This is a genomic window from Endozoicomonas sp. 4G (assembly GCF_023822025.1).
GTDB lineage: Bacteria > Pseudomonadota > Gammaproteobacteria > Pseudomonadales > Endozoicomonadaceae > Endozoicomonas_A.
In genome coordinates this window covers 375,485-391,373 of the sequence record NZ_CP082909.1, presented here as the reverse complement: position 1 = coordinate 391,373, position 15,889 = coordinate 375,485, and the positions used below count along the sequence as shown (strand labels likewise).

Here is a 15,889-nt window from a genome sequence, read left to right as displayed (position 1 = left end):
TGCTTATACAAAAAGCCGCTGTCATTTTGCACGACATTCGGCAGGTATCGACATTTCTTCTGAAGAAACAATCCAGTTATTCAGCTGGGAAAGGTCTTCCGGACTCAAAGTACCGGCTGTTTGCTTCAACTTCAATGTATTGACAATGTAGTCGTAGCGGGCATTCAGGTAATCCCGCTGGGCAGCAAATAATGTCTTCTGGGCATCCAGAACATCGGTAATGTTACGGGTACCGACCTCATAGCCGCTCTCTGTCGCTTGCAAAGCACTTTCAGAAGAGACAATGCCCTGACAACGGGCTTCGACACGGGCAACATCAGAATTGACTGAGCGGAACAGGTTACGGGTGCCGGAGTTAATCTCGCGCAGTGCTTTATCGTAATTCTGCTGAACCGATTCCATCTGGTAAGTGGCCTGACGAACCTGGGAACTGGTGGCACCACCGGCAAACAGTGGCAGGGAAAATTTAACGCCGACTACGGTCTGGTCGCCGTCACCGGTTGTCATTACCCCAGTTTCACCAATGCGTACCCTGGCAGAGTCAGCATCACTGGAACTGTAGTTATAGCTGGCAAAAGCATCAACCGTCGGTGCATGACCTGACTTTTTGGCCTTGATATTGCTGTGCGCTGCCTTCAGGCTTTCCCGTGCGGCCTCAAGTTGCAGGTTATTCTTGACCGCGTTGTTGACCCACTCATCTGAGTTGGCAGGCGTCGGCGCACTGACCGGCATGGTTTTATTGAGCTTGCCAAGGTTCTGAACATCTTTATCGATAATGGTGCGCAGAGCCTCATAAGCCACTGAGACGCTGTTCTCACCATCAATCCTAACGACTCGGGCGTCGTCGTAACGCGCCCTGGCTTCGAGCACATCGGTCTCGGCAATAAGACCCACATTATAACGTTCACGAGCCTGGTCCAGCTGTTGTTTAACCGCTTTCTCTTCAGCGATAGCAGTGGTCAGGCTGTCTTCGGCTCTGAGCACATTAAAGTAGGCTTCTGACACCCTGAGGATCAGGTTCTGCTGCTCATAGCTAAAAGAGGCTTCTGCCTGGGCACTTTGAAATTTGGCAGTGTCATAACCAAACCAGCTGGCCAAATTGAACAGCGGCTGACTTAGCGTGGCTCCCCAGGTATGGGAGTTATAGTTGTCTTTGACATCACCGACTTGAGTCTCCTGGGATGTTTTGTTGTACTGCGTTCCAGCCGACAAAGACAGATTGGGCAGCAACAGGGCCCTTGCCTGGGTGCTACCTTCCTGAGTCGCCATCATATCCGCCCGGGCAGCGGCCAGCTGGGCATCATTTTTTAGCGCCAGGTTGTACACATCCAGCAAATTGTATTCAGTCTCTGTCGCCTGGGCAGACATAATAGAGCCAGCCAGGGCTGCCAGTAAAAAGCCTTTGCGATAAGTTCGTGGCATATCTCCAGTTCCTTGAAAAATGGGCCCAAAAGCCGAACAATAATGTCGGTTTACCCGCTGTTGCTCAAGCAAGACCCATCGAATTTACACTAGTTTACTGTGAGTTTCCCAGTTATTTCATCATTGAAATTTCTTTCTTTTTGCTTCCCTTCAGACCAAACCAGGTCAGGTAAATAAATCCGACCAGCGGAACCACAAAGGCCCAGCCAATCCCGGACCTGTCTGAAATCCAACCCATCAGTGCGGTCAGTACGGCTCCCCCGAGAATGGCCATAATCAGGCAGCTACCACCCAGTTGAGTATCGTTTCCCAGTCCGGACACAGAGATGCCGTAAATGGTGGGGAACATTAATGACATGCAGCCAGAGATAACAACCAGAGCGTAAATGCCAGCATAGCCATCGCTCAGCATAACAACAATAGCCATCATTGCTGCAACAATGGCAAGCCCGCCCAGCAATTTCGCAGGCTTGATATAACGCATCAGAGAGGTACAAACAAAGCGACCGCCACTAAACAGCAGGATTGAATAGAGGTAATAGGTTGAAGCTTCTGCTTCGGTACCTCCGACGTTCTTCATGACGTAACGAATCGTCCATGACCAGCAACCAACTTGCGCCCCCATGTAAAGAAACTGTCCCAAAACACCACGGATAAATACTTTTCTTTTAAACAGACGACGAAAGGATGCTAAATAGCTGTACGCTTCGGAAGCAGCCACTGCTTTTGGCATTTTACGAAGCGCGATAGAGAGCCATACTCCCATAATGACGACAGCCGTCATTATGTATGGCCCCATAACAGCCATTAATTCCTGTGACTGAATCGCCCGCAACTGCTCAACCGGCATCAGCGCCCGCTGTGCTTCCGTAGCCGGGTTTAACTGGCTGAGGATATAAAATTTTCCAATCAGAACCCCGATAATTGAACCGAAAGGGTTGAAGGACTGGGCGAGATTCAACCTTTGGGTGGCGGTCTCTTCTGGCCCCATGGCAATAACATAGGGGTTGGCACTGGTCTCCAGAATAGATAGCCCTCCTGCCAGGATAAACAGGGCTGCCAGAAAATGGGAATACTGCATGCTCTGGCTGGCTGGATAAAATAACAATGCACCGAATGCAAACAGACCCAGCCCAAGCAATACGCCAGACTTGTAAGAAAACTTTTTGATGTATATGGCGGCAGGCAGGGCCAGACAAAAGTAAGCGCCGTAGAACGCCATTTGCACCATACTGGACTGGATATCCGTTAAGATAAACACTTTACGGAACTGAGCAACGAGTACATCCGTCATATTGTGTGCCAGTCCCCATAAGGCAAAACAACTGGTTAGTAATGCAAAAGAAACCAGCAACTCCCTCGGCACAACCGGTAATTCTTTGCTACTCGTCGACTTGCAATCGGCAGACTTGGTTATAGATAATCTATTCACAACGGTACTTCCCCTGAACGGCATACCCCAAACCGGCAATGAGCAATCGAAAGCCGGCAACATTCACTCAAAAAAAGACAACTGACGTATTTATGAATCGTATTCGCGTAGACAATATAGCCCACAAAAAGAAAAGTTATGGCCAGAAGGCCAGCAAACCCAATGCCGAATAACAGGGCCATGCACTACGATTGAGTTATGGATAGCAAAACTCCCTACAAAGCCAACCTGATCAAGCAGCAAAAGGTGTGTGAGAGGAATTTCCATAAACTCATGAAACTGCTGCCCGATCTGGAGAACAACGACAACCTTGTTCTCTCATTTTATCTCGCCGGGTGGGAGGGACAGGCACGGTTTCAGGTGCTGGAGCGGGCACCTTATACCACCGTTCTACACGTCAACCTGGATGCCGCCTGGGGTCAATGGCTGAAGCTTCCCGAGTTCCGGATCCGTATTTATCGGGATGTTAGAATGGCCGAAATCATCAGTGTCAATAAAGACCGGCACTTCAAAGCCATTTACCCTTATCCCAATGAGAAGATGCTTATGCCCGATGAAAAGGAACAATTGAATCAGCTTTTTTCTGAATGGCTAAACTTCTGTCTCACTCATGGTTTAAATAATTGATGAATCAGCCTATGACCAGAATACGTATTATCCAGTTAACCGATACCCATCTGTTCGGCACGCCTGATCGCAGACTGATGGGAACCGATACTTATCAAAGTTTCCTGGCCGTCTGGGATAAGATTCAGTCCTCATCCTTTAATCCGGACGCTTTTCTTGTCACGGGTGATCTTAGTCAGGACGAAAGCCTGAAATCTTACCAAACCCTGAAAAGCATGTTGGATAGCTGCGACAAACCTTATCTCTGGACCTGTGGAAATCATGACGACGCTCACCTGATGCACCAGGTCAACCCCGGGGCCATGAAGCCTTACCTGGATTTAGGCAACTGGCAAATCATTATGCTGAACTCCCAGATTCCGGGACAGATACCCGGTTTTTTATCCAGCACCGAGCTTCAGCTTCTGGAAAAGTACCTGTCTGAGAACCCGGACAAACCCACTCTGGTGGCTTTTCACCACCCTGCCTACACCATTGAAAGTCGCTGGCTGGACGAAATCAGACTGAAAAACGCTGACCAGTTTATGAACCTGATCCGGTCGCACGCCAGCGTCCGTGCAGTGATCAACGGTCATATCCATCAGGAGCGAGATCAGCTTATCGAGAATGTCCGGTTTCTTTCTACTCCTTCTACCTGTGCCCAGTTCAAGCCCAAATCCGATGATTTTATGACGGATAACCGTTGCCCTGGCTACCGAGAGCTTGAACTAATGCCCGACGGCACCCTGAACACTCGGGTGGTTCGACTGGAAGGCTAGGAGCCTGACTGCGAACGGCTATTGATAACCCTCTTCATATCAACATTTCTTATTAAAAACCTGATTTATTTTTTCTAAATTGAAGATAGAGCAGTAAAAAAAGGAAGTAAGGATATGTCCAGGGTTAGATCAATGCAGTACGACGATCAGGATAAAATCTTTTGGGATTCAGGTCAGGAATTCAGAAAAAGACAAACTGCCAAAGAACGCTGCAAGAAGAGAAAACAAAAATCCATTCGACAGGGCATTGATGATTACTGGGATAAGAAGTCCCTTCGTCAGAATCTCGCCGACTCCTACGAGCATTTCGATGACGATGACGACTCCAGTCAATGGGATGACATCCAGGATCGGCAAGCCAGACATTGAAGTGAATACAAAAAAGCCGCCCAACTGAGGCGGCTTTTTTGTACCAATACTCAAGACTCCAGAAAACGCATCAAAGTACGGGCTACCAATTCCGGTTTTTCAGCATGAAGCCAGTGGCCTGTACCCGCAATTTCTCGCATAGCGGCTTTTGGGAAATGTTTCAGAACAGTTTCCCGGTGTTCTGTGAGAATGTAATCCGAGTGACTGCCCCTCAGAAACAATACATCACCTTCAAAACATCCGTCTCCTGAATAACCCGCAGAAATTTTCAGATAGTTATGACGGATAGCTTCCAGGTTCATTCTCCAGCGATACTCTCCTTCGTCATTGCGATAAAGGTTCTTCAGCAGAAAGGTTCTGATAGCCAACTCTTCTACATGCTGGCGCAGGGCACGATCGGCATCCGCCCGCTTCTCCATAGCCTCGAGATCAACAGCAGACAAACCTGCGAAAACATCGTCATGCCGTCGTACCCCGTACTGTACCGGAGCGATATCCATAACCGCCAGTTTGCCGACCCGGTCAGGATAAGTCAGGGCCACTTCCATCACGACTTTACCGCCCATAGAATGTCCGAGTAGATGAGCCTTCTCAATCTGTTGATCATCCAGGTATTCAATGATATCTGCGGCCATAACGGAATAATCCATTGCATCATCATGGGGAGAGCGACCATGGTTGCGGACATCCAGACCATGTACCTTGAATTTCCGGGCAAGCTGGCGATTGATCGCACCGAGATTTTCCTGCGATCCAAATAATCCGTGGACACTGATCAGATGTTCACCCTCTCCCTGCTGTCTGGCATACAATTTCATAAATGACTCATCCCTCCTTCCGTCTTGCGCCGCTCCTTATAGAGCTGGGTAAAAGTATTCTGTCTCTGAAGACACTTTATCAGTATGGCCTCTCTGCTGGGATACGGAGAAAACCTGAGGGAACCTCTCTGCCTGAGACTTTCTTGCAAATGCTAGTCTGAATCCTATAACTTCACTTTTTGGTAAGGACACCATCATGAAAAGACTACAATGGCTCTTCAGCCTGTTGATCTCTGCATTTTGTCTGACCGCCTGGTCTAACCCCCCTTTAAAATTCGAACCACTTTCTGAACAAGTACAGGCCAACCAGGAGGGATGGTGGCAAACCGGACTTATGGTCGGCACGATTGCCTCAAAAGGTTGGGAAGTAGGCTTTATCTGGGAATCCGGGGAACTACAGTTTCAGGCAGGGCAAGGCGCTGCCGCTGAAAAAAAATACCCGGCCCGGACCTACCATATATCAATACAACCGGAGTATCGTTACCTCTGGGAGAGTTTGAGCCCTTCCAGCAGAAAACCTATGGTCATCAAATACAAATACCCATTCTGGTTTAACTCTATGGCGACTAACAGTCCTTATCGAGTAATTGATATCCAACCGGTTGAAAGCAGTTTTTCCAAAACACCCTCATTTACTCAATTTCCCAATGGCATTGATTTAAGTCCGACAATCAAAAATCCAGGTTCCTTTAGTCAGTGGCAAGTATTCGGACTGGTAGTCCATGTAGAACGGTGGGGACAGGTCATTATGAATCATCGATGTACGGTACACCTCCACTTGGGTGGTACCGTCAGGGTTTCGAAAACCAGACAGAGTTACAAGCCCACTCTTCAATACAATCCACGTCTGAATGAGTATGAAACCATAACGGTTTTGACCTATGAATATTACGAGGTAGAAGTGCCCAATATTGTACAACTGGGCACGTACAATGAAGCCATTTGTCGCTATGCAGAAGATGCCGCTATCTCGCAGTCAGAAGTCTATGTTGAATACAGCGGGTCAAGGGCTCAGGCTGATACCTCAACCAACTCTATCCTGCATTCTATCCAGGTTGAAGACCCCTTCAACGATAAGTAACGATTTAATCTGACGTATCAATAATGCTTGTTTGATACGTCAGAGCATTTGAAAGTCACGAAAACTGCTTAAACTGAAACAGCCGCCTTGATATGAGAATGGGCCTGATAACCCACCAGTTCAAAGTCATCAAAGGTAAATTCAAACAGATCCCTGACCGCAGGGTTCAGTTTCATCCTTGGTAGAGGGAATGGCTCACGGGTTAGCTGTTCCTCTGCCTGCTCGAGGTGATTGGAGTAAAGATGGGCATCACCAAAGGTATGAACAAAATCCCCCAGCTCCAGATCGCAGACCTGGGCAATCATCATGGTTAATAATGCATAAGAGGCGATATTAAAAGGCACCCCCAGGAAAATATCAGCACTGCGCTGATAGAGCTGGCAGGACAGCTTGCCATCGAGAACATAGAACTGGAACAAACAATGACAGGGCGGCAGGGCCTGTTTACCCATAGCGGCATTGTCTTTAGGGCTGAATGTCACATCGGGCAGCACACTGGGATTCCAGGCACTGATGACCAGTCTTCTGGAATCCGGATTGGTTTTTATTTCATCCAGCAGCCACTGAATCTGATCAAAGGTTTCGCCGTTGGCCCCTTCCCAGCTTCGCCACTGTTTACCATAAACAGGGCCCAGGTCTCCTTCCTCTGTCGCCCATTCGTCCCAGATTCTGACACCGTTTTCCTTCAGGTAGGCGATATTAGTGTCACCCTTCAAGAACCAGAGCAGCTCATGAATAATGGAGCGCAGGTGGCACTTCTTGGTGGTGACCAGCGGGAAACCTTTCGCCAGGTCAAAGCGCATTTGATAACCAAAAACACTGTAGGTGCCAGTGCCGGTTCGATCGGATTTGAAAGTGCCCTGCTCTTTTACATGACGCAGGAGGTCCAGATACTGTTTCATGGTTAATCCTTTATTTATTGCTCATGGCTTATGTCCGCTCATGGCTGTTTACGTCCGCTCACGGCTGTTTTCTCATCAGGCTTAGGCGCATGTTTTTTCAACCAGGCCTGGTCATCCTGATTCTGCCCATCCACCAGTGGGAATTTTTTATAGGCTACCACCATAAGCCCCACACCCAGAAGAATCATAGGCACCGTCAGCAGCTGCCCCATCGTCAACCAGCCAAAAGCAATAAAGCCCAGCTGTTCATCGGGCTGCCGGACAAATTCTACACAGAAGCGCCCAATACCATAGATCAGCAGGAATAATCCGGACACAGCCATCCGCGGACGGGGTTTGGCCGAGAACCACCAGAGCGCCCCAAACAGGATAACCCCCTCGATAACAAACTGGTAAAGCTGTGATGGATGCCTTGGCATCTGTGAGGGATCCGTCGGAAAGACCATAGCCCACGGAACATCCGTTGCCCTTCCCCATAGCTCACCCCCAATAAAATTACCCAGGCGACCCATGCCCAGCCCCAAAGGAACCACAGGAGCAATAAAGTCCGTCATCTGGAAGAAGTTCTTGTCAATCTTGCGGCCAAAGAGCAATACCGCCAGCAGAACCCCCAGCAAGCCACCGTGGAAAGACATGCCGCCTTCCCAGATGCTGAACAGCCAGAGCGGGTTTTGGAGAAAATAATCAAAGTTGTAGAACAGCACATAACCCATGCGCCCGCCCAGGATCACCCCGACCGCCACATAGAACACCAGGTCTCCGATTTGTTCAGGATTCCATAAACCCTTTGATTTCTTGGCTCTCTGGATTGCCAGCCACCAGCCTCCGGCAAAACCCACCAGGTACATAAGACCGTACCAGTGAACTTTGAGAGGCCCAAGGCTGATCGCAACGGGATCAATTTGAGGATATGGGATCACAGGAGGATTCCGGATAGGTTTATTGTTACGCACTCCCCCCTTTGAACTTGAGAAAAGTGCATTCGGCGAATCAGTGTATCAACAAGACAAAGGGATGAGCCAGCTGGCCTGACGCTTTCAGATAGAGAAAAGAAACTCCGATCCTACAGCCAGCAGCAGAAGCGCAAACAACCTTTGTAATTTGTCAGAAGACAGCTTATGAGCCAACTGGGCACCAAAGCGGGCAAACAGCATGCTGGTCAGGACAATACCAAGAAAGGCCGGCCAGTAAACATAGCCGGTACTCAGCTCTGGCAACAACTCATTTTCTATGCCCAGGAACATATTAGCCGCAGTTCCCATAATAGCGATCGGCAAACCACAGGCAGCCGAAGTCGCCACTGCCTGGGGCATTGAGAGGCTGCTCTTGCGCAAAAAGGGTACTGACAGGCTGCCACCACCGATGCCAAATATACTGGAAGCCCAGCCTATGACGCCTCCAGCAGTGACTAATACCGGTCGTCCCGGCACTTTACTGCTTTCAGAATGCTTGAAGCCAAACCACATTTTTGCGGCTACGGCCAGGGCAAAAATCCCAATCATTTTCTGAAGCATTGGGCCCGACATCTGGACCGCAGTGTAAACCCCGAGCCATGAGCCCATAAGAATTCCCATCGTCAAAACACCAAAAACAGGCCACTGAACAGCCCCCTTGGAATGGTGAGTGCGAATGGAACTGAGTGAAGTGACAACGATGGTGGCTAGCGACGTACCCACAGCCAGATGAGTGAGAACTTCGGGAGACAGCCCCTGTAACTCGAAACTGTAAACCAGCACCGGAACAATAACCAGCCCACCACCGATCCCGAACAGACCGGCCAGAGTCCCGGCCAGAGCACCGAGCAGAAGATAGGAAAGAAAAATCATTAAACAGCAATCCAGCAAGAAAGCCTCAAGCCGGGAGTTCTGTCACAACTCTCGTGTCTGAAGCCATAAAACATTAGCAGTGCAGCACTCCATGCAAGGAACGAAGACGCATCGCTATTGTAAATTAAATGAATACGTTAATTGACCCGATAATAACGGTTTAGTTCACCCCGTTCAAAAGTAGTTCACACAACGTCAACAAAGTACCGATTTTGATGAATTGACTGGCAAAGAAACACACCCTCTCCTATCATCAGGCTTTACATGATTACCAACAACAAAAACATATAAATGTCTATACGTATAAACATCGGCCAGAAAGATACAGCGGTACGCTTCTTAATCGGACTCTTATCCCGAACGCCCCGGTTCGTTTACTCTGTCATCGGCTTGGTACTCTCTTATGCCCTGCGAGCCAAAAAAAGCCATATTGCCAGAGAGTCACTGCAACTGACCCTCTTGCCTGTTTCTGAGAAGAGACAGAAACAGATCATTCGCCAGTCTGCTCGTCACACCATTGACTACATTCTTTCCCTTCCCTCACTGAGCAAAGTCAATTACCTGCTGCACAATCAGAACGTTATTACTCAGGCTCTTTCAGACAACAAAGGCGTGGTCGTACTCTCACTCCACATGGGACCTCCCGATCTGGGAACGCTAGCCCTCTCACAACAGGGCTTACCGGCAACGACCCTGATTGGTTCAGGAAAGCAGTCACCATTAACTCATAAACTCGGCAAGGCGTTTCTTCTCAAGGCCGGTATTGAACCTATTGTAAAAGGAGACCCCACTGCGGTACTCCAGGCTCTGAAACAGAAAAAAGCCGTATTTTTATACAGCGACCTCCGCTCAGGAGAAATGCCGGTAACATTTTTTGGGCAGCAAACCCGGGCTCCCGCCAGTGGCATTATGACAGCTCATCTTCTAAAAGCACCCGTTCTCTTTCACTACTGCACTTTTGAAAACAACCAATGGCAGTTGCATTTTGAGGCTCTGCCACTGACCCAGACTGGTGACAGAAAAGGGGATACCCAACGCGACCTTCAGCGATTGATGCACAGAATGGAACAGGTGATCAGGGAGAACCCCCAACTGTGGATCTGGCATTACGACCGCTTCAAGTTGAAAAAAAAGATTCACCGGAACAAAGGCTTCTCATTATTTCAACCAGAGCCGGATGAGTCATAAGTGCACCTGAATAAAGTTAACTCTGGGTCAGATTATTAAACGACAGAAAAACACTATCACTTCAACGTTCAAAAATTTTCACTGGTGACTATCCAAAAACCCCTTTAAGATGGATAGATTAACCCTTCTGGATATTAATTTTTTCCTTTTATATCAACAAGTTAGCCCACCTTCCCATATAAGAAAAAATCCGGAAATTAGTAGACATTTATACGGATAGCCTCTATAACTTGCATTGTGATATCAACAGACAGAGCACTTGCTCCTATAAAATAGCAGTGTCGTTTGATTCACAATCACACTTCGCATTAACAATACAGTGCCCAGACAGACAATAATATTAAGTACGCCGTGATCATGGAGGTCATAGCGGGGGGAAGCCTGATATGTCTATTTTTTCTCATTACCAGGAAAGGTACGAATCAACTCAACAAGAGGAGATGAGCCTTCAGGAGTACCTGGATCTTTGCAAAACCGACCCTGGTGCCTATGCCAATGCGGCGGAGAGAATGCTGTCAGCCATTGGCGAACCAGACATTGTTGATACGTCTCGCGATCCACGCCTGAGCCGTATTTTTTCCAACAAACTGATCAAACGTTATCCTGCTTTTGAAGAGTTCTATGGCATGGAGGAAGCGATCGAACAGATTGTTTCTTACTTCAAACACGCTGCACAGGGTCTGGAAGAGAAGAAACAGATTCTCTATCTGCTGGGCCCGGTCGGTGGCGGCAAGTCATCTCTGGCTGAGCGCCTCAAAGCACTGATGGAACTGAAACCCTTTTACGCCATCAAGGGCTCACCAGTGTTTGAATCACCGCTGGGACTGTTCAACCCTGATGAAGACGGCAAGATCCTGACCGAAGAATACGGTATTCCCGGTCGCTACCTGAAATACATCATGTCTCCCTGGGCGGTTAAACGCCTGCACGAGTTTGGTGGTGATATTTCCAAATTCCGTGTTGTGAAAGTCTACCCAAGTCGTTTAAATCAGGTAGCTATTGCCAAAACTGAACCGGGCGATGAGAACAATCAGGACATCTCCAGCCTGGTCGGTAAAGTCGACATTCGTCAGCTGGAAGAATTCTCCCAGGACGACCCGGATGCTTACAGCTTCTCCGGCGCACTGTGTCGTGCCAACCAGGGCGTAATGGAATTCGTGGAGATGTTCAAAGCGCCTGTGAAGGTTCTGCATCCACTGTTGACTGCAACTCAGGAAGGTAACTACAACTCCACTGAAGGCATGGGAGCGATTCCTTTTGAGGGTATCCTGCTGGCGCACTCCAACGAATCCGAGTGGCAGACCTTCCGTAACAACAAGACCAACGAAGCCTTTATTGATCGTGTCAACATCGTTAAGGTTCCTTACTGCACACGCATCAATGAAGAAGTGGGTATTTACGAGAAACTGCTGGAACACAGCTCACTGAAAGATGCGCCCTGCGCCCCGGATACGCTGAAAATGCTGGCCCAGTTCTCCGTTCTGTCCCGTATCAAAGAGCCAGAAAACTCTTCAATTTTCTCCAAAATGCGGGTCTACAACGGTGAAAACCTGAAGGACACCGACCCTAACGCCAAGCCTCTGCAGGAATATAAAGATTTGGCCGGTGTTGATGAAGGCATGGACGGATTGTCTACCCGTTTTGCGTTTAAGATTCTGTCCAAGGTTTTCAACTTCGACTCCACCGAAGTAGCGGCCAACCCTGTGCACCTGATGTACGTTCTGGAACAGCAGATTGAACAGCAACAGTTCCCGGATGAGATAACGGATCGCTACATGCGTTTCATCAAGGAATACCTGACCCCCAAATACGTAGAGTTCCTGGGTAAGGAAATCCAGACCGCTTACCTGGAGTCCTACTCCGATTACGGTCAGAACATCTTTGATCGCTACATCACTTACGCTGATTTCTGGATTCAGGATCAGGAATTCCGTGATCCCGATACCGGACACATTCTGGATCGCAGTGCCCTGAACGATGAGCTGGAAAAAATCGAGAAGCCTGCTGGCATCGCTAACCCGAAAGACTTCCGTAATGAAGTGGTGAACTTTGTCCTGCGCGCCCGGGCCAACCACGAAGGCAAAAACCCAAGCTGGTTGAGCTACGAGAAAATGCGGGCCGTGATCGAGAAAAAGATGTTCTCCAACACCGAAGATCTGCTGCCAGTGATCTCCTTCAACGCCAAAGGCTCGAACGAAGACCAACGCAAACATGCAGATTTTGTTAAGCGCATGGTTGAGTACGGATACACAGAGAAACAGGTTCGCCTGCTGTCCGAGTGGTACATCCGGGTTCGCAAGTCTCAGTAAGTCACGAGTTACGCTGCCACCGGCAGCGTTCATGATCAATCACCACGGCGCCTTCGCGGGCGCTTCTTCATCTTGTTGTATCAGACAGGAGAGCGTCCTATGAGCATAATAATTGACCGACGCCTCAATGCGAAAAAGAAAAGTACGGTCAACCGTCAGCGTTTCCTGAGACGCTATAAAGGTCTGGTAAAAGAGGCAGTGCAGGACGCTGTCGATCAACGCTCCATTACCGACGTTGACAGCGGCAGCGACATCAGCATTCCAAAAAAAGATGTGTCAGAACCGTTTTTTCATCACGGTCGGGGTGGCCGGGTGGAACAGGTTCATCCAGGCAACAAAGAATTCACCACCGGTGATCGTTTCCAGCGCCCTCAAGGTGGCGGTGGACAAGGCAGCGGTGAAGGGGAAGCCAGCAACAGCGGTTCCGGTGAAGACGATTTCATTTTTTCCATTAACCGTGAGGAATTTCTGGAATACCTGTTTGAAGATCTTGAACTGCCCAACCTGGTTCGCAAAGAACTCAAGGATTCCACCGACTTTAAACTGAAAAGAGCGGGATATACGACTGCGGGCTCTCCTGACAGGTTGAACGTAGTGCGCTCCCTGAAGGCCGCCCACGCCCGTCGAATTGCTCTTTCCGGTAAAGAAAGAAAAGAAATTCGCGCCCTGAAACGTCAACTGCGTGAAATGGAAGTGGGACCTGAAACCAACGACGAAGTGTTAAGAAAAGAACTGAAAGATCAGATTGCGACGCTGAACAAAAAGCTTAAGCGTCTGCCCTTTATTGATGAATTCGATCTTAAATTCAACAATCTGGTGAAAGTGCCGCAGCCTTCCAGCAAGGCGGTCATGTTCTGCGTTATGGACGTATCGGGCTCCATGACCCGGGAAATCAAGGACATCGCCAAGCGCTTTTTTCTGCTGCTCTACCTGTTCCTGGAGCGCAACTACGAAAAAATTGAAGTAGTGTTTATCCGCCACCACAGCGAAGCCCGTGAATGTAATGAGCACGACTTCTTCTATGCCCGGGAAACCGGCGGCACGGTTGTATCGTCAGCACTGACCCTGACAGACGACATTGTTACTGAAAGATATTCCCCCAATGAGTGGAACATCTACGTAGCCCAGGCCTCTGACGGTGATAACTGGGAGGCAGATTCAACCAAGTGCCGTAATATTATCGTCGACAAACTGTTACCGCTGACTCAGTACTACTCCTACGTAGAAATTACTGACCGCCACCACCAGAACCTGTGGCATGAATATAAAATGATCGAAAAGCATCACGCAGGTCATTTCGCCATGCAACAGATACGAAATGCCGGAGAGATCTATCCGGTCTTCCGCAAACTGTTCGAAAAAAAGGAGGGTCAAAATGCCTGACAAAAAACGCCACGAGCAGGACATCGATCCCCATAAAGCAGGAACTTCCTCCGAACCTGCCAATACTGAAAAGCCATCACGTCGTGCAGAGCCTATCTCCAAAGGCTCTGAGTGGACCTTTGCCCTGCTGGAAAAATACGACAGAGAGTTTGCAAAGCTGGCAGAACGCTACCAGCTGGACACTTACCCCAACCAGATAGAAGTGATCAGTTCCGAACAGATGCTGGATGCCTATGCTTCTGTGGGTATGCCACTGATGTACAACCACTGGAGCTTCGGCAAGCAGTTTCTCAGCAACCAGCAAAGCTACCAGCGCGGTCAGATGGGCCTGGCCTATGAGATTGTGATCAACTCCAATCCATGTATTGCTTACCTGATGGAAGAAAACACCATGCCCATGCAGGCGCTGGTGATCGCCCACGCCTGTTATGGGCACAACTCTTTCTTCAAGGGTAACTATCTGTACCAGCAGTGGACGGATGCAGACTCCATCATCGACTATCTGCTGTTCGCTAAAAACTACATTGCAGAGTGCGAAGAAAAACACGGCGTTGATGCCGTAGAAGAGCTACTGGATGCCTGTCACGCTCTGATGAATCAGGGTGTCAATCGTTATGAGCGTCCTCGCCCTATTTCACCGGAAGAAGAAAAAGCCCGGGCCAAAGAGCGCGAAGAATACATTCAGCGCAACCTGAATGATTTGTGGCGAACCATTCCTCTTCGTGAAGAACATGAGGTAAAACAGACTGAGCGTTACCCAAGAGACCCGGAAGAAAACATTCTCTACTTCATAGAAAAAAACGCCCCTCTGCTGGATACCTGGCAACGTGAACTGATACGGATCGTTCGCAAGGTGGCTCAATATTTCTATCCACAGCGCCAGACTCAGGTGATGAACGAAGGCTGGGCAACCTTCTGGCACTACCACCTGATGCACGAAATGTACAACGAAGGTCATATAACTGAAGGCTTCATCATGGAGTTCCTGCATTCCCACTCCAGCGTGGTGTTCCAGCCTGATTTTGATGACCCCCGTTACAGCGGCATAAACCCATACGCCCTGGGCTTTGCTATGTTTCAGGACATCCGCCGGATCTGTGAAAACCCGACAGAAGAAGATCGTCGCTGGTTCCCTGACCTGGCCGGTTCAGACTGGCTGCAAGCCGTTCACTTCGCCATGAAGAACTTTAAGGATGAAAGTTTCATCATGCAGTACCTCTCACCCAAGGTGATGAGAGATCTGAAGCTGTTCTGCATTGATGACAATGAAGTCAACCCATACCTTGAAGTCAGCGCCATTCATGACGATTCTGGCTATCGAAAAGTCAGGGAGTCACTGGCCGCTCAATACAACCTGGGCAACCGTGAACCTAATATTCAGGTTTACAGTGTCAACACCCGTGGCGACCGCTCCATTACTTTGCGTCACTTCATGCACCAGGGCCGTCCGGTGGATTCTGACAGCACTCGTGAAATCATCAAACATATCCACAGACTGTGGGGCTTTGATGTGCACATGGAGTCTGTCGATGAGTGGGGTGGCGTAAAAACCATTTATGGTCTGCCCAGACAGGAAAAAAATGAAGAATTCGCGACAACCTGATAAAAATAAACTGTTATCTCGCGTCAATATGGTCTTATAATGGGATAGCTCTATACGGAAATGTAGGCTGTATTTTTAGTTTGAAACCTTTCAGGCCAAAAAGACATCACCAAGAAAGAGCGCTGTGATATGGACGACGCAGAACTGACACGTGACTAAAAATAAAACAAC

The 15,889-nt window shown here is 48.8% G+C and carries 14 protein-coding genes; 8 read left to right on the top strand and 6 right to left on the bottom strand.

The genetic code is table 11. From position 1 onward, the window contains the following. Window positions 1-21: 21 nt before the first annotated feature. Together K7B67_RS01915 and fucP are read right to left on the bottom strand one after the other, a co-directional pair. Window positions 22-1,422 carry a TolC family outer membrane protein gene (locus K7B67_RS01915; RefSeq protein WP_252178682.1) on the bottom strand — a complete coding sequence of 467 codons (1,401 nt, stop codon included), beginning with the start codon at window positions 1,420-1,422 and terminating at the stop codon, window positions 22-24. A 112-nt stretch (window positions 1,423-1,534) separates the two neighbouring features. Next, on the bottom strand, window positions 1,535-2,854 hold the full coding sequence (gene fucP / locus K7B67_RS01910; protein WP_252178681.1) for an L-fucose:H+ symporter permease: 1,320 nt from the start codon (window positions 2,852-2,854) through the stop codon (window positions 1,535-1,537). Between the two features lie 198 nt (window positions 2,855-3,052). On the opposite strand from fucP, the gene K7B67_RS01905 reads away from it, so the two are divergent. The 3 genes from K7B67_RS01905 (at window position 3,053) to K7B67_RS01895 (ending at window position 4,608) form a co-directional block, all read left to right on the top strand. Continuing rightward, window positions 3,053-3,481, top strand: coding sequence for a DUF1249 domain-containing protein (locus K7B67_RS01905; protein ID WP_252178680.1), 429 nt, complete (start codon window positions 3,053-3,055; stop codon window positions 3,479-3,481). A gap of 11 nt (window positions 3,482-3,492) precedes the next feature. Further along, window positions 3,493-4,239, top strand: coding sequence for a 3',5'-cyclic-AMP phosphodiesterase (cpdA, locus tag K7B67_RS01900; RefSeq protein ID WP_252178679.1), 747 nt, complete (start codon window positions 3,493-3,495; stop codon window positions 4,237-4,239). A gap of 114 nt (window positions 4,240-4,353) precedes the next feature. Then, a complete protein-coding gene (locus K7B67_RS01895) occupies window positions 4,354-4,608 on the top strand; it encodes a hypothetical protein (RefSeq protein ID WP_252178678.1) in 255 nt (84 codons plus the stop codon). Between the two features lie 50 nt (window positions 4,609-4,658). Here the strand turns inward: K7B67_RS01895 and K7B67_RS01890 are convergent, their stop codons facing one another. Then, window positions 4,659-5,426, bottom strand: a complete 768-nt coding sequence (locus K7B67_RS01890) for an alpha/beta fold hydrolase (RefSeq protein WP_252178677.1) — start codon at window positions 5,424-5,426, stop codon at window positions 4,659-4,661. Window positions 5,427-5,622: 196 nt separating this feature from the next. Here K7B67_RS01890 and K7B67_RS01885 point away from each other — a divergent pair, with 196 nt between their 5' ends. Then, a complete protein-coding gene (locus tag K7B67_RS01885) occupies window positions 5,623-6,507 on the top strand; it encodes a hypothetical protein (protein ID WP_252178676.1) in 885 nt (294 codons plus the stop codon). A gap of 68 nt (window positions 6,508-6,575) precedes the next feature. Here K7B67_RS01885 and K7B67_RS01880 read toward each other — a convergent pair whose 3' ends face one another. The 3 genes from K7B67_RS01880 to K7B67_RS01870 all read right to left on the bottom strand — a co-directional run bounded on the left by K7B67_RS01880 (window position 6,576) and on the right by K7B67_RS01870 (window position 9,235). Next, on the bottom strand, window positions 6,576-7,409 hold the full coding sequence (locus K7B67_RS01880; protein WP_252178675.1) for a thymidylate synthase: 834 nt from the start codon (window positions 7,407-7,409) through the stop codon (window positions 6,576-6,578). A gap of 38 nt (window positions 7,410-7,447) precedes the next feature. After that, window positions 7,448-8,329 carry a prolipoprotein diacylglyceryl transferase gene (gene lgt / locus K7B67_RS01875; protein WP_252178674.1) on the bottom strand — a complete coding sequence of 294 codons (882 nt, stop codon included), beginning with the start codon at window positions 8,327-8,329 and terminating at the stop codon, window positions 7,448-7,450. 117 nt (window positions 8,330-8,446) lie between these two features. Next, window positions 8,447-9,235, bottom strand: coding sequence for a sulfite exporter TauE/SafE family protein (locus tag K7B67_RS01870; RefSeq protein ID WP_252178673.1), 789 nt, complete (start codon window positions 9,233-9,235; stop codon window positions 8,447-8,449). 291 nt (window positions 9,236-9,526) lie between these two features. Here K7B67_RS01870 and K7B67_RS01865 point away from each other — a divergent pair, with 291 nt between their 5' ends. The 4 genes from K7B67_RS01865 (at window position 9,527) to K7B67_RS01850 (ending at window position 15,718) form a co-directional block, all read left to right on the top strand. After that, window positions 9,527-10,423, top strand: a complete 897-nt coding sequence (locus K7B67_RS01865) for a hypothetical protein (protein ID WP_252178672.1) — start codon at window positions 9,527-9,529, stop codon at window positions 10,421-10,423. 386 nt (window positions 10,424-10,809) lie between these two features. Then, window positions 10,810-12,732: a PrkA family serine protein kinase gene (locus tag K7B67_RS01860; protein ID WP_252178671.1), complete on the top strand. Its 1,923-nt coding sequence runs from the start codon at window positions 10,810-10,812 to the stop codon at window positions 12,730-12,732. Window positions 12,733-12,831: 99 nt separating this feature from the next. Next, window positions 12,832-14,115 carry a YeaH/YhbH family protein gene (locus K7B67_RS01855; RefSeq protein WP_252178670.1) on the top strand — a complete coding sequence of 428 codons (1,284 nt, stop codon included), beginning with the start codon at window positions 12,832-12,834 and terminating at the stop codon, window positions 14,113-14,115. Then, on the top strand, window positions 14,108-15,718 hold the full coding sequence (locus K7B67_RS01850; protein ID WP_252178669.1) for a SpoVR family protein: 1,611 nt from the start codon (window positions 14,108-14,110) through the stop codon (window positions 15,716-15,718). Before K7B67_RS01855 ends, K7B67_RS01850 begins: the two co-directional genes overlap by 8 nt. Window positions 15,719-15,889: the final 171 nt, after the last annotated feature.